Here is a 22,254-nt window from a genome sequence, read left to right as displayed (position 1 = left end):
GTCAGGTATACGTACTGAAGAAGGAAGAGGGTGGCAGACACACTCCGTTCTTCAATGGATACAGACCGCAGTTCTATTTCAGAACAACTGACGTAACCGGAGATCTGCAGCTGCCGGAAGGCACTGAGATGTGCATGCCTGGAGATAACGTAGTAATGAATATCTCCCTGATCACTCCGATTGCTATCGAAGAAGGACTGAGATTCGCTATCAGAGAAGGCGGAAGAACCGTAGGTTCCGGCGTTGTAACTGAAATCATCGAGTAATTGATGTTTTAGAATCAAAATGAATTTCAAAAGATACCGTGAAAAGTTCACGGTATCTTTTTTTTTATCGTTGATTCAGATGATATAATAAAGTTCCGTGAATGAAATGAAATCGATTCGGGTGAAGGGAGACGGACGGATATGAATGAGAAAGAACTGTATCGGATTGCCAATGATGTGAAGGAAAATGCCTATGCACCCTATTCCGGATTCCAAGTGGGTGCCGCACTGCTGACCCAAAGCGGAAAAGTATATACCGGCGTTAATGTGGAAAATGCCTCCTTCGGGGCAACCCTTTGTGCTGAGCGAGGCGCGGTGGCAAAGGCCGTTTCGGAAGGAGAAAGGAAGTTCCGAACATTGGCTATCGCATCATCAGTGGGAGAGGCGATGCCGTGTGGAATCTGCCGCCAGGTCTTGATGGAATTTGAACCGGATTTGCGCGTGATTACCGGTAAAGATGAGGAACACTTGAAAAGCTATCCTCTTTCGGAATTGCTTCCGGGGGCTTTTTCACTGCAGAAATAAGATTGGGAGGAAAATATATGTATGGTTTATAAAAGCCCGCTTACGGTACCAATTTGGACCGGATGATTTCGGTCGTCCGGTTGAAGTTCCATACCGGCTGTGATATAGTTGCACACATATAAATTAGATATAGAGAAAGAGACGATATTGATGAAAGAAGAAAAGAAAACGAAATTTCAGACGCTAACCGGAAATGTCTATTTCCGTCTGGGGCTTACCGTGTTTATCCTATACCTTTTGACATATTACTGGTCCCGCATGGAGAAGGTTCTGGTGATGTTCGGAAACGCAATGGTTCCGCTGATTGTGGGAGGAATAATCGCCTATGCGGTGAATATTCTCATGGGATTCTTTGAGAAAAATTACGATCGGGTCCTTCGGGGGCGGCGTGCACAGCGGGCAAAGCGGACGGTGTGCATCATCTGCGCCTACCTTCTTTTGGTGCTGATTATCGCCGGCATTATCGGTATCTTAGTACCCCAGCTTTCCACCTGCGTATCCCTGCTGATTGCCCGAAGCGGAGCGGCCATCGATCAGGTGGTCCACTTGTTGAAATCGGTTCCGGCTCTGGCGAAATACGGTGCGATGCTGGAGCAAAGCGTGTCGGGAATGCAGCTCAATGGAGAGCTGGTTCAGAAAGCGATTCATATTCTGCAGAGCGGCAATATCGGCTGGCTGGATAACGTCACCGGAGTGCTTCAGAAGGTGACCGGAGTGGCGGCAACCCTCTTTATCGGATTGTTCTTTTCATTCTATTTGCTGAGCGGCAAGGAGAAGTACGGAAGCCAGTTTCGCCGGGTCGTTCACACGTATTGCCCGGTGGCAGAATCGAAATTGTTTGAGGTGCTGGACGTATTGAACAACAGCTTCCGCAGCTTTATCGTGGGACAGGTGAAGGATGCTTGCGTGCTGGGCATTATGCTGGCCATCGCCATGATGATTTTCCGGATGCCGTATGCGGGAATGATTGCCGTTATCGTTACGGTGCTGGCGCTGGTGCCGATTGTGGGCGCGCTGATCGGTGCGGTAGTGGGGTTTGTCCTGATTCTTTCCGTGTCTGTCACCAAGGCGATTGTTTTCCTGATTCTGTTCCTGGTAGTGCAGCAGATTGACAATAACGTGACTTATCCGAGGATCGTGGGGGGTTCCATCGGCCTTCCGGGAATCTGGGTGCTGGCGGCGGTGACTATCGGCGGCAGTGCCTTCGGTATTTTGGGAATGCTGTTCTTCATTCCGCTGTTCTCAGCCATTTACAAATTAGTGCAGGCGGACATCCGGCGGAGAAATTCCGGATGCCGAAAGGCTGACGTGCCAGAGGAGGGTACAGCTCCGGTGAAATGATTCTGACGCCGGTTTATGTTATAATACATACGTGTGTCTGAAAATAAGGAGGAAGAATGATCGTTTTTAATAAAGTAAACAAGAATTACGGAACCAACGTGGGATTGAAGGATGCCACGGTGCACATTGAAAAGGGGGATTTCGTATTTCTGGTAGGACCCAGCGGTGCGGGAAAAACCACCTTTGTACGCCTGATTCTGAAGGAAATCGAGGCGGACAGCGGCACGATTTTGGTCGGGGGCCGAGATGTTACACGGATGACCCATCGGGAGATTCCGGAGCTGCGGCAGCAGATCGGAATGGTTTTCCAGGATTTCCGTCTGTTGGAGAAGAAAACCGTCTACGAGAACGTGGCGTTCGCCATGGAAGTGCGGCATAAGAAAAAGAAGGTGATTCGGAAGGAAGTTCCCTTCGCTTTGGATCTGGTGGGCATCGCCGACAAAGCGGACCGGTATCCCAACGAACTTTCCGCCGGCGAGCAGCAGAGAGTGGGCATCGCCCGCGCCATCGTGAACAACCCGAAGCTGCTGATTGCCGACGAGCCGACGGGAAATCTGGATCCGGTAACGGCGATGGAAATCATGCAGCTGCTGGAGAAGATTAACGTGCGGGGCACCACCATTCTGATGGTGACCCATGCCAAGGATATCGTGGATCAGATGAACAAGCGAGTGGTGGCCATCAAGGACGGTCAGATTGTTCGGGACGAGCAGGGAACCTATGGAATCACTCCGGAGCACCTGTATGAAATCAGTACAAAGGAGGACGAATCTCCATATGTTTTCTAGAATAGGATATACCATAAAACAAGCATTTTCACAGGTCTTTCGCAACCGGGGAATGAGCTTTACGGCAACGCTGGCGATTACGGCCATGATGCTGATTCTGGGCCTTTTCTTCTCCACGTTTGTAAATGTGGATTTATTCGCGGAAGTGATTCAGCAGGACTACAACGTCATCGAGGTATATTTGGATGATGCCAATGACGATGCGAAGAACGAAACCGTGGGAAAGAACCTGGAAGCCATTCAGGGTGTCGGCAGCGTGAAGTACCGTTCCAAGGCGGATGCCATGAAAATCATGAAGGAACGGTGGGGAGACAACGCTTATTTGCTGGACAACCTGCAGCAGAATCCGCTGCCGAATTCCTATATGGTCTACGTCAATGACAAGGCCAGCGCCGACCGGGTTTCAAAGGAAGCACCGGAAATTGCCGGCGTCAGCGATATTAAATACTATCAGGATACGGTGGAGAAGCTGAGCAAGATTACCCGTGCGGTGGAGGTGGGCTCCATCGTGATGATGGCATTCCTCATCGTGGTTTCCGTCATCCTGGTGGCCAACACCATCAAGCTCACGGTGTTCAACCGGGCGAAGGAAATCGGAATTATGAAATACCTGGGAGCGACGGACTGGTTTGTTCGGGCGCCGTTTGTGCTGGAAGGAATCATCCTGGGTACCGTCTCTGCGGCAGTGGCTACCGGGATTCTGGGCGCACTCTATATTCGTTTTGTGAAGAGCATCGGACCGGACATCCTTCGGGTGTTGTCGGTACCGGTGATTTCTGCGAAATACCTGATGCCGAATTTGCTGATTATATTCCTGGCACTGGGCGTGGGAATCGGTACCTGCGGCAGTATCATTTCCATCCGAAAGTTCTTGGATAAGTAGGAGGGCCGGATGCGTATGATGAGAAATCAAAGAAAACTTAGACGAGGCCTCAGCTTGCTGCTCTGCGGAATTCTTGTTTTTGCCTCTGCAGTGTCCGTCTATGGCGGAAAAGCGGCGGAAGCCAAGAAGGAAGCGAAGGACAAGCAGCAGCAGTCGGAAGAAGCCTCTCGTCAGGCGGAAGAAGCGGGCAAGAAGGCAGATGCGGCAGAAGATAAGCTGGAAGAAGCGGTGACCGCGATTGAAAAAAAGCAGACTGAAATCGCGACAGCGGAAGCCAAGTTGGCCAAGACCAAGAAAAAACTGGCGAAGAAGCAGGCTCAGGTGAAGAAGCAGGAGAAGAATTTGAATTCCCGGCTGGTGGCCATGTACAAAACCGGAACGGTGGGATATGTGGACGTCATCCTGAATTCCAACAGCATTGACGAGCTGATTACCAACATGTCCATGGTACAGAAGCTGCTGCACAGCGACCAGAGCCTTCTGCGGAAGCTTCGGGTGGAATACAAGAAAATCAACAAGCTAAAGAAACAGCAGGAAGCGGAAGAGGCAAAGCTGGTTCAGGAGAAGAAAGACCTGGAAGCCCTGAAGGAAAAATACAAAGATCAGGCCGGTGCGTACCGGAAGCAGCAGGAGAACCTGCAGTCTCAGGCGGAATCCCTGGCGGCAGAAGCCCGGAGAAAGCAGGCGGAGGCAGAACGGCTCCTGCAGAAGCACAACAAGAAGGCGCCGACTAATTCCGGCGGCTACGTATGGCCGTGTGACGGTCCGCTGACCTCTTACTACGGATGGAGAATCCACCCGATTTTCGGAACGCGGACCTACCACAGCGGATACGATATCGCGGCATCCACCGGAACTCCGGTCTATGCGGCGGGAAGCGGCGTGGTGACCATGGCTTCCTCCTATGGCGGCTACGGAAACTGCATGCAGATTTATATTGGAAACGGATACACGACCTTGTACGGACATCTGTCCGGTTTTGCGGTGTCCCAGGGGGCTTACGTGAAGAAGGGACAGGTGGTGGCCTACGTAGGAAGCACGGGCTGGTCCACCGGACCGCACCTGCACTACAGCTTACTGAAGAACGGCAGTTTCGTGGATCCGAAGAGCATTTATTAATACCAATGGAGAATAAATGAACCCGAATCAGGAGATCATCAGAGAGATACTGGAAAAAAGAGGCATTACCGGGGCGGAAACCCAGGCGGAATTTCTGGCGGAAACCCCAAAGCTGGCTTATGCGCCGACCCTTCTCACCAATATGGATAAAGGAGTGGATCGGCTTCTACAGGCCATCGATGCGGGAAAGAGAATCGTTATCTACGGAGATTATGATGCCGACGGCGTTACCTCCACGGTTGTGCTGCTCAAAATACTGCGGTGTCTGACGGACAATATTACCTACTACATCCCGTCCCGGATTGCCGAGGGATACGGTCTTCATAACGAATCCATCGACCGAATTCGGGAAGAGGGGGGGGAGTTCATCGTCACGGTGGACTGCGGTTCTTCTTCGCCGAATGAAATTGCCTATGCCCGGAGCCTAGGCATTGACATGGTGGTGACGGATCACCACAACATGAAGGATGAACCGGTGAACGAATTGATCATCAATCCGCGGGCACCGGGAGACACCTATCCGTTTAAAGGTCTGGCCGGCGTGGGCGTGGCCTATAAGCTGGGCCTGGCGGTCAGCCGGAAGCGGGAGATTCCCCGCCGGGTGATTTCCGAGGTGCTGGAATTTGTGGCTATCGGAACCATCGCGGATATCATGCCGTTGCTGGACGAGAACCGATCCTTCGTGAAGTATGGATTGAAGTGGATTAACCGGGGATGCCGGAATCCGGGACTTCGCCGGCTCATCGAGCTGTCGGGGCTGGACTGCCGGAACTTGACGGCCACCAACGTGTCCTTCGGAATCGCCCCGCGAATCAATGCGGCGGGACGAGTGGGAGATGCAGACCTGGGCGTAAAACTATTTTTGGCAGAGAAGCCGGACGAAATCGAGAACTATTGCCGAACCATGATTGAACGAAACAATTTGCGGAAGCAGTGGCAGGAAGAGGCCTATCGGCAGTGCATCGTAAAGGCGCGACAGGAGTATCGGAAGGGAAATTTTCTGCTGATTGAAGCGAAGGATGTGCACGAGGGTATCCTCGGAATTGTGGCAGGAAAAATCAAAGAAGAAGCGAAGCGGCCGACGGTGATTGTGGCGCCGAATGGGGATGAATACAAGGGAACCGGGCGGTCGGTGAACAAGGTGGATATTTACGAGATGCTGAACCGGTACCGGGACTGCTTCCTGCGGTTCGGCGGGCATAAGGCGGCTTGTGGTTTTACGGTGGAGCCGGATCGGATTGAATCCCTGCGTCAGAATCTGAATCGGGATTTGGCAGAGATGCTGGAGAAGGATCCCGCTTTGTTCGAAGACGAGATTACGTACGATTTGGATTTGGAGCCGGATGAAGTGAGCCTGGAGCTGGCGGAAGCACTGAGATGCTTTGAGCCTTGCGGAAAGGACAACGAGGCACCGAAGTTCCGGATTACCTACGTGATGCCGGAGAATTGGCATTTTTTGAAAAACGATACGAAATACGCCCGCTTTCAGATCGGGGATCTGGACTGTGTCCTTTTCCACGATGCCAAGCGGTACTTCGATATGATGCAGAACCATGAATTTCTGGATGTGTACGGGACGCTGGATATCAATACCTGGCGGGATACCCGGAAAGTGCAGCTGATGGTGACGGAGATGGCACCGACGGAAGATTTTGTGGGATAGAAAAACGACGGAGAGGAACGGAAAGCAATGCGAGATGAACGAAAAAAAATAATGGTTTCCTTCCTCCTGGGAATGGTGACCGCATTAATGCTGGGGTTCGCGTTCGTGTACGGAATCCGAGGCGCGGGAGTTCTATCCGCTGGGAAAATCAATTACTACAAGGATTTGGACGCACAGTACGGAAAGTACTACAAGATGCAGAAATCCATACGGGACAAATCACTGTATTCCATCGACAAGAAGAAACGCGACCGGTATCTGTCCCAGGCGGTAATTCAATCCCTGCCGGACCCTTATGCCGCCTACTACAACAAAGAGGATTACGAGAAGCTGGAGCGGCGGTATTCCGAGTCCTATTCCGGCATCGGAATCAGCGTGGAGGAGAAGAAGGGAAAACTCCTGATTGCCCACGTGATTAAAGATGGACCGGCGGAGCAGGGAGGCCTGCGAAAGGGGGACCGAATTCTTTCCGTGGACGGAAAAAAGGTACACAGCGTGGATGATGCTTCCGACCGAATCGGCGGGGAGGCGGGAACCGACGTGGTGCTGAAGCTGAAACGGGGCGGTCAGGATGTGACCGTAACGCTGACTCGGCAGGAGGTGGAAGAGGACAGCGTGGATTCCAAGTTTCTGAAAGCGGAGAACGGGAAGAAACTGGGGTACATTCGAATCCGCCATTTCCGGGAGGGAACCTCGGAGGAACTGAAAGAAGCGGAAGAGCGCCTGATGGACGGCCGGGTGACCGGCGTGGTCATCGATGTGCGGGACAATCCCGGCGGCATTAAAGATGAAGGGGTGAAGTGTGCGGACTTGCTCCTGCCATCCGGAAAGATTCTGATTGAAAAAAACAATCAGGGGAAGAAGAAAGTGGCCCGAGCCGACGGGCAGTGCGCGGATTTTGAGTACGTGGTGCTGGTGAACGGCAATACCGCCAGCGCGGCGGAAATCTTTGCGGGCGCCGTTCAGGTGAACCGGGGCGGAAAGCTCATCGGGGAGAAAACCTACGGAAAGGGCGTCATTCAGAGCGTGGAAAAGCTGGAGGACGGATCCGCCTTTAAATTCACCACGGAAGAGTATTTCCTGCCGGACGGCACCCCAATTAACAAGAAAGGAATTCAGCCGGATATTCGTGTGGCTTCGGGAAAAGCACTGACTCGAGGCATACAGATGCTGTCCGGAAAGTAGAAATGATGAAGATATATTACGCACTTAATTACGAAGGCAGTCGCGAAGAAAGCCGCCGTCTTCTGAGAGAGGCGCTGGCGCGGTATACCGGCGAAAGCGGTTCGGACCCGACATGCCGGATGTCGAAAGAAATTCAGACGACGGCGAAGGGCAAACCCTTTCTCTCCGGCGGTCCGGATTTCTCCGTTTCCCATACGGGACAATACTGGGCGGTGCTGATGGACGACCGACCGTGCGGTCTGGACATTCAGAAGTGGCAGCCCTCCAACTTTCTCAAGCTGGCCTTTCGGTTTTACAACAAGGATGAATATCTGGAGGTAAAAGAAAAAGGCGAGGCGGAGTTTTTCCGAATTTGGGCACGGAGGGAGGCTCTCCGCAAGGCTGAGGGGGAATCCGTATTCTCGGAAGCCCCTTCCGTCCTCTGGAACCGGGTGGTTTCGGAAGATCAATTCTGGGAAATCCGAGATATCACCATGCCTTTCGACTTGGCGGCGGCAGTTTGCATCGGCGTCCGGGAAGAAGACATTCCGGAAGAAATAGAAATGGAAAGGCTGTAATGGAAAAAGAGAAAAAAGAGAATCGGAGGAGTGCCGCGGAGGAACTGACCCGTTACCTGGCACCTCGGATGCGCACCGTGGCGGAAGCCCGGAAGCATTTGGAGGAGAAGTTATACGATGAATCGGAGATTCGGGAGACCCTGCAGCGGTTTCTGGATTTGAAATATTTGGACGATTCGGACTACGTGCGGGCCTACTGCGAATATGCTTTTGGGAAAAGAAGAGGAAGCACTCGAATTCGCAGTGAACTTCGAAATAAGGGCATCGAATCGGAAACGATTCAGAACGGAATCGACGATTACATGTACGAAAACCGGGTGGACGAATGCGCTCTGGCACGGCTTGTGGCGGAGAAAACGTTGGCGGGAGCGGAACGCCCTTTGGAGCAGAAATCCGTGGCCCGCGTTGCCAGAAAACTGGAGCAGATGGGATACGGTTCATCGGTGATCATCCGGATTCTGGAAGAAATCAAGGAGTAGAAACGTGAAGATTTTCGCAATCGCAGATTTGCATCTGTCATTCCATGAGAATATCGATAAACCCATGAGCATTTTCGGTGCGGGCTGGGAGGATTATGAGAAGCGACTTTCGGACTATTGGCATGAGCTGATTTCTCCGGAGGACGTGGTAATTCTGCCGGGAGACCTGTCCTGGGGACTCTCCCTGGAGGAGGCGCTTCCGGACCTGGAGTGGATTCACCGGCTGCCGGGGCGGAAGGTGCTGCTGAAGGGAAACCACGACCTGTGGTGGAGCCGGATTACCTATTTAAATACCCTGTATGAGGATATTCACTTCCTTCAGAACGACTGCGTCCTGCTGACGGAAGAGGAAACCGGCGGAGAGCGGATTGCCATCTGCGGAAGCCGGGGCTGGGTGCTGCCGGGGTCCGACGATTTCACGGAACACGATCGGAAGATATGGACTCGGGAACTGGGGCGGATGAGAAACAGCTTGAATGCCGCCATGAAATCCTCTCCGGACCGGATCATTGCGGCGCTTCACTACCCGCCGGCGGAGATGGCTCGGAAGGAATCGGACATGACGGAACTCCTGCGGGAATATCCGGTGAGCGATTGCGTCTACGGACACCTGCACGGAATGCACGCCTTTGAAAAAGGCATCAAATATGAACAGGATGGAATTCGGTATTACCTGACTTCCTTGGATTACCTGGGCGGAAAGCCGAAACGGATATGGGGGTGATTCCATGAACATGGTGGATATTATCACGAAAAAAAGAGACGGCGAAGAGTTGACGCCGGAAGAAATTCGTTTTTTTATCGAAAATTACGTAAAGGACCGCATTCCGGATTATCAGGCGTCGGCGCTGCTGATGGCCATTTATTTTCGCGGGCTGTCCCGAGCGGAGACCTTTGCCCTGACGGAGGCCATGGAGTTCAGCGGCGACGTGGAGGATCTGTCGGACCTTCCCGGCGTGAAGGTGGACAAGCACTCCACCGGCGGCGTAGGGGATAAAACCACGTTGGTGGTGGCACCCGTTGCCGCAGCGGCAGGAGTGACCGTGGCGAAGATGAGTGGACGAGGGCTGGGATTCACCGGGGGGACGGCGGATAAGCTGGAAGCGATTCCGGGATTTCGGACCCGACTGGAGCCGGCGGAATTCCACCGGCAATTGGAAGAATTGGGATTGGCCGTAATCACCCAGACCGGATCCATTACCCCGGCGGACAAGAAGATTTATGCCCTTCGGGATGTGACGGGCACGGTGGAAAGTCCGGGACTGATTGCATCCAGTATCATGAGCAAGAAGCTGGCGGCGGGAAGCGACGGAATCGTGCTGGACGTGAAGTGCGGAAGCGGCGCCCTTCTAAAGGACCTTGCGGAAGCGGAAAATATGGCGGACCTGATGATCGACATCGGCCGGAAAGCCGGCCGGAAGATGGTGGCGGTGATCAGCGATATGAGCCAGCCGCTTGGTCGGGCGGTTGGAAACGCCCTGGAAGTGGAAGAAGCCGTTCAGGTGCTAAAGGGGGGCGGTCCGGAGGATTTGCGGCAGCTCTGCCTGGAATTGGCCGGTGAAATGATCTGGATCGGCGGCCGGGCGGAAAGCTTCGAAGAAGGAAAAGAAACGGCCCGGCAGGTTCTGTCGGACGGCCGGGCTCTGGAAAAGTTCCGGCAGATGGTTCGACGCCAGGGGGGCGATGACCGTATTATTGAAGAGCCGGAACGGATGGGAAGCAGCCGGTATTCTCGGGACGTTCTTGCGGGAAGAACCGGTTTTATCGCGGAGACGGACACCCGGGAAATCGGGCGGGCATCCCAGCATTTGGGGGCCGGAAGACTTCGGAAGGAAGACGAGATTGATTTTACGGCGGGAATTCGGATGCACGTGCGCATCGGCGATTTCGTAAAAGAAGGGGACGTGTTGGCAACGTTGTACGGTGCCGATTCCCGACGCTTGGAGGAGGCTGAAACCATTCTGGAAGCGGCAATTCGGATCTCGGCGGAACCGGCGGCACCTCCGAAACTGATTCAGAAAATAATTCAATGATAGAAAGAGGATGACTTCATGAAATATGCTTTTATTGTAAATCCCGCATCCGGGAACGGCAAAGGGGCGACTCGGGTGCGAGAGGAATTGAAAGCCTATGAGACGGATAACCTGCGCATTTACTGCACCGAAGGGGAGCAGGATGCCACCGTGCTGGCGGATTCCATCGCGGCAGCGGCGGAGAAAGAGGGCGAGACAGTGAACGTCTTTGCCTGCGGAGGAGACGGAACCATTCAGGAAATTGCGAAGGGCCTGTTGAATCATCCAAACGCTCGCCTGGGCATCGTGCCGGTGGGAAGCGGAAACGATTACGTTCGGTGCTTCAACCATCCGGAGCATTTCATGAATATGGAGCTGCAGCTGAAGGCCGGAGAACGGGAGGAATGCCTGCGAAAGGTGGATGTACTGGAATACACCTGGCGGGAAGGCGAGCAGGAAATGAAGGATTATGCCATCAACGGCATCAATATCGGATTCGACGGGAATACGGCAATCCTGGCCCACGACCTGAAAGAGCTTCCGCTGGTGCACGGCACCGGCTCCTATCTTTTGGCGGTGCTGGTGAATTTGGTGAAAAAGAAGGGAACGGATCTGCAGGTGTTCGCCGACGGAAAGGAAATTCACAACGGACCGCTGATGCTGGCCACTGCGGCCAACGGGCGCTTCTGCGGCGGCGGTGTGGAGAGTTGTCCCCACGCATTGCTGGACAATGGAAAAATTGAACTTCTGCTGGTGCGGAATATTACCCGGCGGTATCTGATGCGGGTATTTCCGGCCTTTAAGGCAGGGCGCCTGGAGACGATTTCGGGCGTCGACAAATACATCATTCCCATGCGGGCGGAGGAAGTGATTCTGAAGCCGAATCAGGGACGGATGAAGTACGTGGCGGACGGAGAAATACGGGAAACCGGAGAAATAAAGGTCCGAGTGCTTCCGGGGGCGCTGACCGTAATCGAACCATAGGAAGTACGGAATCTTGGAATTGAGAGGTGAAGGTTATTTTTAGTTTGAAAAGAATCAGAAGAAATATTGCAATCCTGCTGACCGCATTGATGCTCTTTGCAAGCGGGGCGACCGCAGCATCGGCGGCAGTGCATGAAAATACAAGAAGACCGGTGATTGATGCCAAGTCGGCAGCGCTGTACAGCGTGACTACCGATGAGATGCTGTATGCGAAAAACCCCGACCAAAGGGTAGAGCCGTGGAGCACCACCAAACTGATGACGGCGCTGGTGGTTGCGGAGACCATGGATCTGAATCAGGAAGTGACGGTTTCCAAAAAAGCGGCCTCCATGGGCGGGTCCACCATGAACCTGGTGGCCGGAGAGAAGGTGACGGTGCGTCAGCTGATGTACGGACTGCTTCTGGAATCCGGAAACGATGCGGCCTATGCACTGGGACAGGCCGACGGGGACGGCAGCATTAAGACTTTTGCGGCAAAAATGAATGCACGGGCAAAGAAGCTGGGTTGCAGGGGAACGCACTTCGTGAATCCCAACGGCCTAAAGGCGAAGAATCACTACACCACGGCGGCGGATTACGTCAAAATTGCTCGCGCCGCACTGGCAAACAAGACGGTGTTCAAAATCGCGGGAACAAAGGTGTACCACATGGATGCCACCAATAAATCCCACGCCCGTACCCTCGAGACTCACCTGGACCTGATTGAGAAAAAGGGTTCCGGTGTCGTTGCGGGAAAAACCGGTTACTGGGAGGACGATGACTGCAGCGTTGCCCTGATGTATGACAAGAAGGGGCTGAAGATGATTCTGGTGCAGTTCGGAGCGAACATGGAAACCCGGGCCAAAGATGGTGCCAAACTCCTGAAGTTCGGCACGGAGAAAATCGTCACCAAGGAAGCCACCAATCCGAAGAAGAGCGCGGGAAATGTTCGGGTGAAGTACGGCGCCCGCACCTTGGTGAAAACCTATGCCAAGGGAACGGTGCTGACCTATCCGAAGGACGGCTCCGCCGACAGCATTTCCGTAAAGGAGAATTACAAGGATGTGGTGAAAGCGCCGCTGAAATCCGGCGACAAAGTCGGTACTCTGGAAGTGTACTGCGACGGAAGGAAAGTGGGAAGCACTCCGCTGGTGGTTCACGAGAACATCGAAAAGGGCTGGTTCCTGTCCCGATTCTACATCTCCAACCGAGCAACCATCGCCATTGGCGTGATTCTGATGCTCTTGGCACTCATTATCGGATTCCTGGTTCGCAGACGAAAAGACCGTAAGGCGGAGGAAATGAGTGAATCCGGAGAATCCAAGGATACTGCCTCCGCAGAGAGTAAAGAGGAGGTTCCGGAAGAATCCTTGAAATCAAAGGACATCGTCGATGACCATCCGGAAGATCGGTATTTATAAGGTTGTTTCTTTAAGAAGAGCAAAAACCGGTGCACTGCACGGAAACGTGCGGCGCACCGGTTTTGTTTTTTTATAAGTCGGTATAGCGGTGCAGGATGTCCTGCTTGATGCTCCAAAGTTTTTTGGAGAGGTCCACGTAATAGGTCTGGGGGTTCTCGAAACGCAGGGTTTCCTCCCACAGGGTTTCAATCTGGTCTTTGCAGTACTGCCGAATTTCGTCCAGGGACGGGGATTCGTAGACGCATTCTCCTTTGTCGAAAAGCTGAACCAGAAGGCTTCGAACGTAGAAGTTCTTGAGGGTCTTTTTCTTCCAGATGGCGTTCGGGTCGAAGATTTCGTAGCCGTCCTGCTCCGGAATGGTTTCCCCTTCCATGGTAATTACGTCGGCGATGGCTTTGTTGCTCTCCTTCTCGTAGAGGCGGTAGACGTGCTTGAAGCCCGGGTTGGTAATCTTATCCACGTTCTCGGAGATTTTCATCTTCGGAACCATCTCACCGTTGCGCTCTACGGCCGCCAGCTTGTAGACGCCGCCGAATACCGGCTCGGATTTGGAAGTAATCAGCCGTTCGCCCACGCCGAAGGAATCAATTTGCGCGCCTTCCATGATGACATCTCGAATCAGGTACTCGTCCAGGGAGTTGGAGATGACGATGGAACATTCTTCCAGTCCGTTTTCGTCTAAGATTTTCCGGCATCTCTTCGTCAGGTAGGCGATATCGCCGCTGTCGATGCGGACTCCCATCTTCTTCGGCTTCAGTTCCTTGAACACCTTGATGGCGTTCGGCAGTCCGGATTTCAGTACGTTATAGGTGTCAATCAGAAGCACCGCGTTGTCCGGATAGATTCGGGTGTATTCCCGGAACGCTTCGTATTCGGTATCGAAGGTCTGAACCCAGCTGTGGGCCATGGTTCCCAGCGCCGGAACGTGGAAGTCCCGATCCGCGATGGTGCAGGCCGTTCCCGCGCAGCCCGCAATGTAGGAAGCACGCGCGCCGTCGATGGCGGCGGAAGCACCCTGTGCTCGGCGAGTGCCGAACTCCATTACCGGACGGCCCTGAGCGGCCCGAACGATTCGGTTGGATTTCGTGGCAATCAGCGTCTGATGGTTGATTGTCAGCAAGATAAAGGTCTCCACGAACTGGGCCTGAATGATCGGGCCCTTTACGATGACAATCGGTTCATGCGGGAAGATTGGTGTTCCTTCCGGTACCGCCCACACGTCGCAGGTGAATTTGAAGTTCCGGAGATACTCCAGAAATTCCTCCGAGAAGGAATTCTTGCTGCGGAGATAGTCGATATCTTCGTCGGTGAACTTCAGATTCTTCATGTAAGCAATCAGTTGTTCCACACCTGCCATGATGGCAAATCCGCCGTCGTCCGGAACCCGTCGGAAAAACATGTCGAATACCGCTTCGTGATTCCGGATGTCCGACTGAAAGTAGCCGTTTGCCATGGTGACTTCGTAGAAGTCGGTGAGCATGGTCAGATTGTAATTATCTAACATTTTAAAACCTCCAGTGTATAAGGGTTATTTCTTTGCGGAATCCTTGGATGAATCGGAAGCCTGCATCTGTTCGGTCTCCGTGTTTCCGGAAACGGTGGCTTCCTTTGCCAGCTGCGCCGGATACTGCAGAATAATCCGAATTCGCCACCCAATCAGGCCGGCCGCCAACAGAACAATTACAATTGCCAGTGCAATATCATTCGTTTCATGAAAAAAATCCTTGAAACCCCTCATTTCTTCTCCTTTGTGTTAGCCAATAACATTTGGATACAATTATACTACCGGAGGCGAGAGATTGCAATGAAGCCATATGAGATTTGAAACACCGGGGTATCTGTGATATAATGTTTTGAATATTTGATTGGAGAGGAACGCAGAAATACATGCAGAAAATCAAAGTGACGGCCAACGACTCCAAGCGGCGTCTGGACCGATTCCTGCGAAAATATTTAGAGCGGGCCACCCTGGGCTCCATTTATAAAATCATCAGGAAGGATGTCAAGGTGAACGGTCAGCGGAAGGATAACAATTACGTTCTGGAAGAGGGCGATGAGATTACACTGTACCTCAGCGACGAACGAATTGCCGCCCTGTCGGCCCCGAAGAAGGCCGCTTCCCGGCGGAAGAGCAAGAAGACCTTTACCGTCATCTACGAGGACGACAACATCCTGATTGCCAATAAGCCTTTCGGACTGCTGACCCATGGGGATCGGAACGAAAAGAAGAACCATCTGGCCAATCAGGTAAAGGATTATCTCATCGAGAAAGGAGAATACAATCCAAGAACGGAAAAGGTATTCTCTCCGGCACCGGCCAACCGACTGGACCGCAACACCACGGGTTTGGTTTTGTTCGGTAAAAACAGCGATGCGCTTCGCACGCTGAACCGGTACATCCGGGAAGATCGGATATCCAAATTCTACCGGACGATTGTTTATGGAAACTTAGAAAAAAAGCTGGAGCTTCACGGACGATTGGAGAAGGATTCCGACACCAACACCGTGGCGATTTACGATGTGAACGAGACGGAGGGACGAGCCATTGAGACCATTGTCACCCCGATTCAGCCGCTGAGAAATTCCACGCTGGTGGAGGTGGATTTGGTAACGGGCCGAACGCATCAGATTCGTGCGCACCTGGCCAGCATCGGACATCCGGTCATCGGAGACAGCAAGTACGCCAAGGGACCGGCCAAGGGATTCAACCATCGGTTGTATGAATCCTGCCACCTGAGCACCCAGCTGCTCCACAGCTTCCGGTTGGAATTCCGGAATTGCGACGGCCCTTTGGAGTATTTAAACGGGAGAGTTTTTGAGGCTCCGCTTCCGGAGCAGTTTGAAGAGATTTTAGAGGAATTGAGCAAATAATGAGCAAGAATGAAATTGTAAATGAAAATGCACCGATGCTTCCGGCACTTTTGAAGGATCTGGTGATTGCCATGGTCATCGCCGGTGCGGTACTGTACTTTATCCGACCGACTATCGTGAAGCAGACGTCCATGCAGTCCACCATGAATCCCAACGATTACCTGATTATGTACCGTCAGGCTTATCGCAGCAAGGCCCCAAAGCGGGGAGATATCATCATCTTCAAGTCGGATCTTCCGGACGAGGAGGGCAAGGACAAGCTGCTGATCAAGCGAGTGATCGGACTGCCGGGGGATGAGATTCAGATTAAGAATCAGAAGGTGTACATCAACGGAAAGAAGTACAAAGAGAACTATCTCAAGGACGGATACACCACCGGAGAGGGCACCTGGAACGTGCCGGAAGGCCACTATTTCGTGATGGGCGACAACCGGGTGGTCAGCGTGGACAGCCGATATACGGATGTTGGATACGTGGATAAGGACCAGATCCAGGGCAAAGCCGTACTCCGCCTGTTCCCGTTCAACAAGATTAAGACTTTCTAATTTGAGGAGGAAGCAGGGTAGGAACCGGAATGGCAAAGAAATCCAGAAAACTAATCGCAAATAACAAGAAGGCCCGCCACGATTACTTTGTGGAAGATTCTCTTGAGGCGGGAATCGTGCTCACCGGAACGGAAATCAAATCCATTCGGGCCGGTCGGTGCAGCATCAAGGAGAGCTACGTCTACATCGACAAGAAGGGAGAGATGAAAATCTGCGGAATGCACATCTCCCCCTTTGAACAGGGCAACCGCTTCAACGTGGAACCCCTTCGGGAACGAAAGCTGCTTCTCCACCGCCGAGAAATCAACAAAATCGCGGAGAAAATCAAGGAATCCGGTCTCACCATCATTCCGCTGAACGTGTACCTCAACGAGGATGGGCGGTGCAAGGTGGAAATCGGCATCTGCAGAGGTAAGAAGCTGTACGATAAGCGAGATTCCATCGCAAAAAAAGATGCGGACCGCAAGATGGACCGGGCCATCAAGGAAAGCCGTCACCGATAGGAGAGTCGAATTTCCTTCAGGAAAAACGAATTCCCTTCGGACAATCGGAAAATTGAAGGGGCAGTATCTTTTTTTTACCGGGAAGATGTTGTATAATTTATAGAAGAAAAAATAGTGTGACATCCGTCACACATTCCGGGGATGTAATGGTTTCGACAGGAATGTGGAACAAGGATAAGCGAGCCGTGGCGCCCAGTCCACGTAAAAAGGGGCCGTTAAATATAAACGCTAAAAATAACAACAATTTCGCACTGGCTGCATAGTTCAGCCCCGCGCGCCGCTTCAGGCTCACCTGCAGGCTTGAAATCCGGTGTCATGAATGCAGGAAACCGCTGGGAGAGCTCCTGGTATTTCAGCGGACTTACAGGATAGCAGTTCCGTAGTGTGTCAGCGTCACGGCGGATACTGCGAATGACAAAGCACTGACTGCGCTCGGAGAAAGTTCTTCGGAAATATTTTTGGACGTGGGTTCGACCCCCACCATCTCCACCACATCACAAACCTGCTAAGAGAAGTCAAGGGGTTTTTCTCTTAGCAGGTTCCTAAATTTAGGCATAACAAAACTACTGACTAGGTCAGTCACAGTTTCCATATTGAATGCATTTTCTATGCGTAAACCTCCAATACTCGAGCGTAGTATATCCTTAAGAATTTATTTAAGGCTGCTATCTTTGCTGCTTTCTTTGCTTTTCCTTCAGATTCTTTCTTTAGCATAAAATCATATACTGCTGGATCATCTTCTGATCTTCCATTTGCTTTTACACAACGCATAACCTCATATCCGATTTTTCGCAATGTTGAAGATCCTCGTTTAGTTATGTGTCTGTTTGTTCCAATTAACTTCCCGGACTCATATGGAGGGGGATCTATACCAGCATATGCTACTAGAGACTTGCTGCTATGGTATTTACGAACATCTCCGATTTCAGCCATTAACTTAACAGCGAGAACATCTCCAACACCACTCATAGCTCTGACAACAGGATATTCAGGAAGTGTCTTTGCTAATTCCTTCATACGTGTTAAAATAGCAAACAAAGCACTGTTAATTTCGCGTAGTGCTTTTGTAGTTTCTAACAACAACATTTTGGTCGATGGTGCGTTAGAAGGAACAGTCGGGATGCCTTCCTTCGCGAGTCTGTAGATTTGAACTGCTTTTGTCTCGCTGAACTGGTATCCCTTTTTCTTTGTCCATTTCTGATACCTCTCCACAAACTTCGACTCGCTGAATTTAATGATGTTGTCGTAATGCCAATATTCTTCAACAAAATCACATAGCTTATCCTTACCTGAATACTCACTCCAGCCGCTAAAGCAGCTCTTAAGTCCAGGCATAGTGTAATCAAGCAGATGTGTAAGATTAAGAAGCTGTTCAATTCTTGATTCCATATAGAATCTGTACTGTCTTCCCAGAAGTCTTAGTTCTGCGTATACATCCTCTTGAGGAGTGAATTCACGCAAATTAATCCATTTATCAACTCCATAGTTTGCAATAACCATGGAATCTCTCTTGTCTGTTTTGACCTTTCGAATATCCTGAGAACGATATATTTTCATCTCATAAGGATTGATTATCGATACAAATAATCCCTGTTCCCTTACAAATGTTGCTACTGGTAGATGATATATTCCGGTTGCCTCCATAACAACGCGTGTATCATCATCCAACCGCACTATCATACGTGCAAGCTCTGATAAGTCGGATTCTGTATGTGCAATTTCAAATGGGCCAAATACAATTTCACCTAAATGGCGCATACCACACACAGTACTTTTCTCTTTAGAAACATCGATACCAACACTAAGCATAAGTATTTCCTCCTAAATAATATTAAGCAATTGTTCCACCTGCACTTATTGCCAATCATTTTTGCTCGTTACACGGATGCTTGATCCAACCTGCTTAATCGACGGTTTCCAATAAGGAGATGGTTGACAGTTTGTGTTACGGATGCGAAATCCAAAAAAGAGCACGTCAGACCAATTACTCTCCTTATAGTAAAAAAATAAGTGCAAGTTTCCAAGTATCTGGTTGATACTCTTTACTTACACTTTTTTGTGATGCATAGAAAAGAGGGAGGAGAACCCACGTCCAAAATCAATGGGTTCGTATCCGGGTGTAAACTGGAAAAGACACCCGGAAAACCGCTGTCAAGGAGCGAAGCCCGGAACGGCGGCGTCAGCCGTCCTTGACGGCGGGATTCTCCCACTATCTCCACCATATCGCAAAAAGAGAGCCTGAAGGGAGAGGCTTCGTAAGGAAGTCCTCTCCCTTTGGATGTGTGCCAGGCATGGCGCAAGTCTTACGGGTGAAAGTCCCGTCACGGGTATTTACCGCCAAGTGTAGCGAACCACAAGCCGAAAACAGCAATATTTAGGGGGAGGAAGTGGAGTAGCAAAACCGTTGAGCCTACGAACAGAAACTGGATACGAGGCTAAATGGCGGGCGAGATTGCATTACAAATCGAAGCCCAAAAGGTAAACGTAACGCCAAGAGAGTAAATCCAGAGGTTGTGCGGTGAAAGACTTGTGTCTTACCCTGGGAGGCCTAGGTAGCGTACAGTGAGTACGTGCGAAAAAAAGCTCATACCTAGGAGTCAGCTGAGACCATAGTATCCCTAAGAACCAAAGGGAAAAGGGTCTAATGTCAATATATTGCAAATCGCTGTAAGCAAGGTTAGAACAGTCCGAAATCGAGGATATGCTTAACAAGTGGAAACGTATGCCCACGGAAGCAAAAGGTAGAGGGGATGGTTTCTAACATCTTTACAAGCAGAAGGAGGAGCAACAAATGGAATTAATTGAATGGATTTTACAAGACGAAAATATCAATAAGGCCATCAAATCAGTCAAGAAAAACAAGGGTGCATACGGAATAGATAAAATGTCCGTGGAAGAACTTGACGGATACTTTGCCAAGCATAGGGAAGAAATTAAATCCCAAATACGCAATGGCAAATACAAGCCAATACCAGTTAGAAGAGTCTATATACCCAAATCCAACGGGAAAAAGAGACCTCTAGGAATACCGACGGTTGTAGATAGAGTGGTACAACAAGCTACGGCACAAGTCTTGTCGCTTGGCTACGATAAGTACTTCTCAGAACACAGCTACGGATTTCGCCCAGGCAGAAGTTGTCAACAGGCAATAGAAGAAGCACTGGTATACCTCAACGAAGGATACGAATGGGTAATAGATTTGGATATTGAGAAATATTTCGATACCGTAAACCACGACAAATTAATTTCGATACTCAGAGAACGTATCAATGATGCGAAAACACTGCGACTAGTTCGCCAGTTCCTACAAGCTGGAGTAATGGAGAATGGACTGATTAGTCCTAGCAAAGAGGGTGTACCTCAAGGTGGACCGCTCAGTCCAATACTATCCAATGTATACCTAGACAAGCTAGACCAAGAACTGGAAGCAAGAGGACTTCACTTCGTCAGATATGCTGATGACTGTAACATCTTCGTCAAAAGCGAAATGGCAGCAGACAGAGTAATGAAGTCTGTTACGAGTTGGCTAGAGCGTAAGCTTAGGCTAAAGGTAAGTGCAACTAAGACAAAAGTTGTCAGACCAACAAAAAGTAACTTTCTTGGATTTACATTTTGGAAGTCCAAAGATGGATGGAAATGCAAGCCGGCAAATGACCGCAAGAAAAGGTTATACGCTAAAACTCGTGCAATACTTTGTAGAAGAAAAGCTGTTGCAAGACCTATGAAATCCACTTTCGAACAACTCAACTGGTTGATACGTGGATGGATAAACTACTACCGAATTGGCAGTATGAAGATATTCCTAGAAGAATATGGGCAATGGCTTCGCCATAAAGTGAGAGTGGTAATACTCAAGCAGTGGAAGAAATCGAGGCGCATATACCTAAACCTTCAGAAACTGAACCAAATCATAGGATGTGGATTTACGCACGAAGAAATCTTCAAGGTTGCGAACAGCAGACTAGGATGGTACAGAAGAAGCGGAATGTATGTAGTGAATTTTGCAATCAGTCCAGAGATACTTGGACGCAAAACAAAGAGCCGACCAGGATTGGTCGACCCGTTGCAATACTATCTGAGTAATATTTGATTCTATATTGATGTAGCGCCGTATACGAGAACCGTACGTACGGTGCAATGGGAGGGTGAGAAAAAAATCTCACTCTACCCTATTTTGTAATCAGCCGGAATGATTGGATTGTAGGTATAATCAATCATAATTGGAGGATTACAAAATGAATAAGTACATTTATGATGAGTAACTTCGCTCGTAGTTATGTTAGTTAGCTATCATAGGATTTTTATTTACAGACATTTTTGGACACGCCATTGTCACTTGCTCTATTGCCGGACAATAATTCAGTGGCAGTGATACCAAGTTCATTGCAAAGAGGAATTATTAAAGAAACCTCAGGCATTCCGCGGCCAGTTTCCCATCTGCTTACAGTTTTATCACTAATTCCTATGATATCTGCCAGATCATGCTGCGTAAGCTGTCTCGCTTTTCTCATCTCTGCAATAAATGCACCAATTTTCTTTTGATCCATAATTCTCCCTCCCTTGTAATATCTTTTTTTTCTTTTTTTGAAAAATTGCAATTTGCGTTGACTTTTTAACTTTAGATATTCCCATTTTCGTTTTGTGTGTCGCTCTTATTTTCATATGCAAGTTGCCTAGTTGCAATAAAGATTATTAACCCAATGATAATAATATGCGGTACATACATTAATAAATCACACCAACCTGTCATCCCCATAATAGCTATGCAAGAAATCATTAATAGAAAAAAATATGGTACAGCAATTAAGAGTCTTCCCCAAAATATGCTAATACAATCACATCCGATGCAACTGCTACTATCTTTATGTTGCTTCTTATTTTTTGCATGTGAAACTACTCCTGTTCTTTGAATAATGAGCGGTTTTGATCTCCACCAGGTGTTCCGAGAGGAACGAGGTCGAATCTTCTTGCGGCCAACACTGTACACCCGGACGAAGGAACCTTCGTGAATATTCCTGTGCGGTGAAACCGCCATTCCGGGACGCCGGGTACCGGCGTTCCAGAGATGGGGTACCGCAAATAGTATAGATGTTATTCGCTATCGCTCTGCTTAAGACCATAGACTTCTCTCAT

Annotated in this window: 22 protein-coding genes and 1 other RNA gene; 19 read left to right on the top strand and 4 right to left on the bottom strand. The window is 50.4% G+C overall.

Annotated elements, in window-relative coordinates; translation table 11 throughout:
- The 14 genes from FYJ65_RS08705 to FYJ65_RS08640 all read left to right on the top strand — a co-directional run.
- The coding region (locus FYJ65_RS08705) for an EF-Tu C-terminal domain-related protein (RefSeq protein ID WP_465223473.1) at window positions 1–266 on the top strand (266 nt) is incomplete at its 5' end.
- 141 nt (window positions 267–407) lie between these two features.
- Window positions 408–791: a cytidine deaminase gene (locus FYJ65_RS08700; RefSeq protein WP_154554935.1), complete on the top strand. Its 384-nt coding sequence runs from the start codon at window positions 408–410 to the stop codon at window positions 789–791.
- Between the two features lie 150 nt (window positions 792–941).
- Window positions 942–2,132, top strand: coding sequence for an AI-2E family transporter (locus tag FYJ65_RS08695; RefSeq protein ID WP_154554934.1), 1,191 nt, complete (start codon window positions 942–944; stop codon window positions 2,130–2,132).
- Between the two features lie 56 nt (window positions 2,133–2,188).
- On the top strand, window positions 2,189–2,920 hold the full coding sequence (gene ftsE / locus FYJ65_RS08690; protein ID WP_154554933.1) for a cell division ATP-binding protein FtsE: 732 nt from the start codon (window positions 2,189–2,191) through the stop codon (window positions 2,918–2,920).
- A complete protein-coding gene (gene ftsX / locus FYJ65_RS08685) occupies window positions 2,910–3,803 on the top strand; it encodes a permease-like cell division protein FtsX (protein WP_154554932.1) in 894 nt (297 codons plus the stop codon). The genes ftsE and ftsX overlap by 11 nt, the downstream gene beginning before the upstream one ends.
- Before the next feature lie 15 nt (window positions 3,804–3,818).
- Window positions 3,819–4,922, top strand: coding sequence for a M23 family metallopeptidase (locus tag FYJ65_RS08680; protein ID WP_206157387.1), 1,104 nt, complete (start codon window positions 3,819–3,821; stop codon window positions 4,920–4,922).
- 16 nt (window positions 4,923–4,938) lie between these two features.
- Window positions 4,939–6,585 (top strand): single-stranded-DNA-specific exonuclease RecJ, encoded by a 1,647-nt coding sequence (gene recJ, locus FYJ65_RS08675; protein ID WP_154554930.1) that lies wholly within the window; start codon window positions 4,939–4,941, stop codon window positions 6,583–6,585.
- A gap of 27 nt (window positions 6,586–6,612) precedes the next feature.
- The gene (locus FYJ65_RS08670) at window positions 6,613–7,770 is read left to right on the top strand and encodes a S41 family peptidase (RefSeq protein ID WP_154554929.1); all 1,158 of its coding nucleotides are present in this window, start codon (window positions 6,613–6,615) and stop codon (window positions 7,768–7,770) included.
- A gap of 2 nt (window positions 7,771–7,772) precedes the next feature.
- Window positions 7,773–8,327, top strand: coding sequence for a 4'-phosphopantetheinyl transferase family protein (locus FYJ65_RS08665; protein ID WP_154554928.1), 555 nt, complete (start codon window positions 7,773–7,775; stop codon window positions 8,325–8,327).
- A complete protein-coding gene (locus tag FYJ65_RS08660; protein WP_154554927.1) occupies window positions 8,327–8,806 on the top strand; it encodes a regulatory protein RecX in 480 nt (159 codons plus the stop codon). Before FYJ65_RS08665 ends, FYJ65_RS08660 begins: the two co-directional genes overlap by 1 nt.
- Before the next feature lie 4 nt (window positions 8,807–8,810).
- The gene (locus FYJ65_RS08655) at window positions 8,811–9,530 is read left to right on the top strand and encodes a metallophosphoesterase (protein WP_288964119.1); all 720 of its coding nucleotides are present in this window, start codon (window positions 8,811–8,813) and stop codon (window positions 9,528–9,530) included.
- A 4-nt stretch (window positions 9,531–9,534) separates the two neighbouring features.
- Window positions 9,535–10,839: a pyrimidine-nucleoside phosphorylase gene (locus FYJ65_RS08650; RefSeq protein ID WP_154554926.1), complete on the top strand. Its 1,305-nt coding sequence runs from the start codon at window positions 9,535–9,537 to the stop codon at window positions 10,837–10,839.
- 18 nt (window positions 10,840–10,857) lie between these two features.
- Window positions 10,858–11,802 (top strand): diacylglycerol/lipid kinase family protein, encoded by a 945-nt coding sequence (locus tag FYJ65_RS08645; protein WP_154554925.1) that lies wholly within the window; start codon window positions 10,858–10,860, stop codon window positions 11,800–11,802.
- Window positions 11,803–11,846: 44 nt separating this feature from the next.
- Window positions 11,847–13,202, top strand: coding sequence for a D-alanyl-D-alanine carboxypeptidase family protein (locus tag FYJ65_RS08640; protein ID WP_154554924.1), 1,356 nt, complete (start codon window positions 11,847–11,849; stop codon window positions 13,200–13,202).
- Between the two features lie 70 nt (window positions 13,203–13,272).
- Here the strand turns inward: FYJ65_RS08640 and FYJ65_RS08635 are convergent, their stop codons facing one another.
- Both FYJ65_RS08635 and FYJ65_RS08630 read right to left on the bottom strand, forming a co-directional pair.
- A complete protein-coding gene (locus FYJ65_RS08635) occupies window positions 13,273–14,706 on the bottom strand; it encodes a nicotinate phosphoribosyltransferase (RefSeq protein WP_154554923.1) in 1,434 nt (477 codons plus the stop codon).
- 24 nt (window positions 14,707–14,730) lie between these two features.
- Complete coding sequence (locus FYJ65_RS08630) at window positions 14,731–14,940, bottom strand: hypothetical protein (protein ID WP_154554922.1); 210 nt, start codon at window positions 14,938–14,940, stop codon at window positions 14,731–14,733.
- Between the two features lie 149 nt (window positions 14,941–15,089).
- On the opposite strand from FYJ65_RS08630, the gene FYJ65_RS08625 reads away from it, so the two are divergent.
- The 4 genes from FYJ65_RS08625 (at window position 15,090) to ssrA (ending at window position 17,613) form a co-directional block, all read left to right on the top strand.
- Window positions 15,090–16,073: an RluA family pseudouridine synthase gene (locus FYJ65_RS08625; protein ID WP_154554921.1), complete on the top strand. Its 984-nt coding sequence runs from the start codon at window positions 15,090–15,092 to the stop codon at window positions 16,071–16,073.
- Window positions 16,073–16,618: a signal peptidase I gene (gene lepB / locus FYJ65_RS08620; RefSeq protein ID WP_235898246.1), complete on the top strand. Its 546-nt coding sequence runs from the start codon at window positions 16,073–16,075 to the stop codon at window positions 16,616–16,618. The genes FYJ65_RS08625 and lepB overlap by 1 nt, the downstream gene beginning before the upstream one ends.
- Before the next feature lie 29 nt (window positions 16,619–16,647).
- The gene (gene smpB / locus FYJ65_RS08615) at window positions 16,648–17,121 is read left to right on the top strand and encodes an SsrA-binding protein SmpB (RefSeq protein WP_154554920.1); all 474 of its coding nucleotides are present in this window, start codon (window positions 16,648–16,650) and stop codon (window positions 17,119–17,121) included.
- A gap of 137 nt (window positions 17,122–17,258) precedes the next feature.
- Window positions 17,259–17,613, top strand: a transfer-messenger RNA (tmRNA) gene (gene ssrA / locus FYJ65_RS08610).
- 114 nt (window positions 17,614–17,727) lie between these two features.
- Here ssrA and FYJ65_RS08605 read toward each other — a convergent pair.
- Window positions 17,728–18,930, bottom strand: a complete 1,203-nt coding sequence (locus FYJ65_RS08605; RefSeq protein WP_154554919.1) for an IS110 family RNA-guided transposase — start codon at window positions 18,928–18,930, stop codon at window positions 17,728–17,730.
- 982 nt (window positions 18,931–19,912) lie between these two features.
- Here FYJ65_RS08605 and ltrA point away from each other — a divergent pair.
- Entirely contained in the window at window positions 19,913–21,211 is a 1,299-nt protein-coding gene (gene ltrA, locus FYJ65_RS08600; protein WP_154554918.1) for a group II intron reverse transcriptase/maturase, read from the top strand.
- A 211-nt stretch (window positions 21,212–21,422) separates the two neighbouring features.
- On the opposite strand, the gene FYJ65_RS08595 is transcribed toward ltrA, so the two are convergent.
- Window positions 21,423–21,668 (bottom strand): helix-turn-helix domain-containing protein, encoded by a 246-nt coding sequence (locus tag FYJ65_RS08595; protein WP_154554917.1) that lies wholly within the window; start codon window positions 21,666–21,668, stop codon window positions 21,423–21,425.
- Between the last annotated feature and the right edge of the window lie 586 nt (window positions 21,669–22,254).

The sequence above is a fragment of the Mogibacterium kristiansenii genome, assembly GCF_009695905.1.
Lineage (GTDB): Bacteria > Bacillota > Clostridia > Peptostreptococcales > Anaerovoracaceae > Mogibacterium_A > Mogibacterium_A kristiansenii.
Note: the sequence above shows the minus strand (reverse complement) of the source record. Positions and strands in the feature narration are given on the sequence as shown.

Coding starts and splice junctions, on each gene's coding strand:
- FYJ65_RS08700 (WP_154554935.1), top strand. CDS start 408: ATGAATGAGAAAGAACTGTATCGGATTGCCAATGATGTGAAGGAAAAT.
- FYJ65_RS08695 (WP_154554934.1), top strand. CDS start 942: ATGAAAGAAGAAAAGAAAACGAAATTTCAGACGCTAACCGGAAATGTC.
- ftsE (WP_154554933.1), top strand. CDS start 2,189: ATGATCGTTTTTAATAAAGTAAACAAGAATTACGGAACCAACGTGGGA.
- ftsX (WP_154554932.1), top strand. CDS start 2,910: ATGTTTTCTAGAATAGGATATACCATAAAACAAGCATTTTCACAGGTC.
- FYJ65_RS08680 (WP_206157387.1), top strand. CDS start 3,819: ATGATGAGAAATCAAAGAAAACTTAGACGAGGCCTCAGCTTGCTGCTC.
- recJ (WP_154554930.1), top strand. CDS start 4,939: ATGAACCCGAATCAGGAGATCATCAGAGAGATACTGGAAAAAAGAGGC.
- FYJ65_RS08670 (WP_154554929.1), top strand. CDS start 6,613: ATGCGAGATGAACGAAAAAAAATAATGGTTTCCTTCCTCCTGGGAATG.
- FYJ65_RS08665 (WP_154554928.1), top strand. CDS start 7,773: ATGATGAAGATATATTACGCACTTAATTACGAAGGCAGTCGCGAAGAA.
- FYJ65_RS08660 (WP_154554927.1), top strand. CDS start 8,327: ATGGAAAAAGAGAAAAAAGAGAATCGGAGGAGTGCCGCGGAGGAACTG.
- FYJ65_RS08650 (WP_154554926.1), top strand. CDS start 9,535: ATGAACATGGTGGATATTATCACGAAAAAAAGAGACGGCGAAGAGTTG.
- FYJ65_RS08645 (WP_154554925.1), top strand. CDS start 10,858: ATGAAATATGCTTTTATTGTAAATCCCGCATCCGGGAACGGCAAAGGG.
- FYJ65_RS08635 (WP_154554923.1), bottom strand. CDS start 14,706: ATGTTAGATAATTACAATCTGACCATGCTCACCGACTTCTACGAAGTC.
- FYJ65_RS08630 (WP_154554922.1), bottom strand. CDS start 14,940: ATGAGGGGTTTCAAGGATTTTTTTCATGAAACGAATGATATTGCACTG.
- FYJ65_RS08625 (WP_154554921.1), top strand. CDS start 15,090: ATGCAGAAAATCAAAGTGACGGCCAACGACTCCAAGCGGCGTCTGGAC.
- lepB (WP_235898246.1), top strand. CDS start 16,073: ATGAGCAAGAATGAAATTGTAAATGAAAATGCACCGATGCTTCCGGCA.
- smpB (WP_154554920.1), top strand. CDS start 16,648: ATGGCAAAGAAATCCAGAAAACTAATCGCAAATAACAAGAAGGCCCGC.
- FYJ65_RS08605 (WP_154554919.1), bottom strand. CDS start 18,930: ATGCTTAGTGTTGGTATCGATGTTTCTAAAGAGAAAAGTACTGTGTGT.
- ltrA (WP_154554918.1), top strand. CDS start 19,913: ATGGAATTAATTGAATGGATTTTACAAGACGAAAATATCAATAAGGCC.
- FYJ65_RS08595 (WP_154554917.1), bottom strand. CDS start 21,668: ATGGATCAAAAGAAAATTGGTGCATTTATTGCAGAGATGAGAAAAGCG.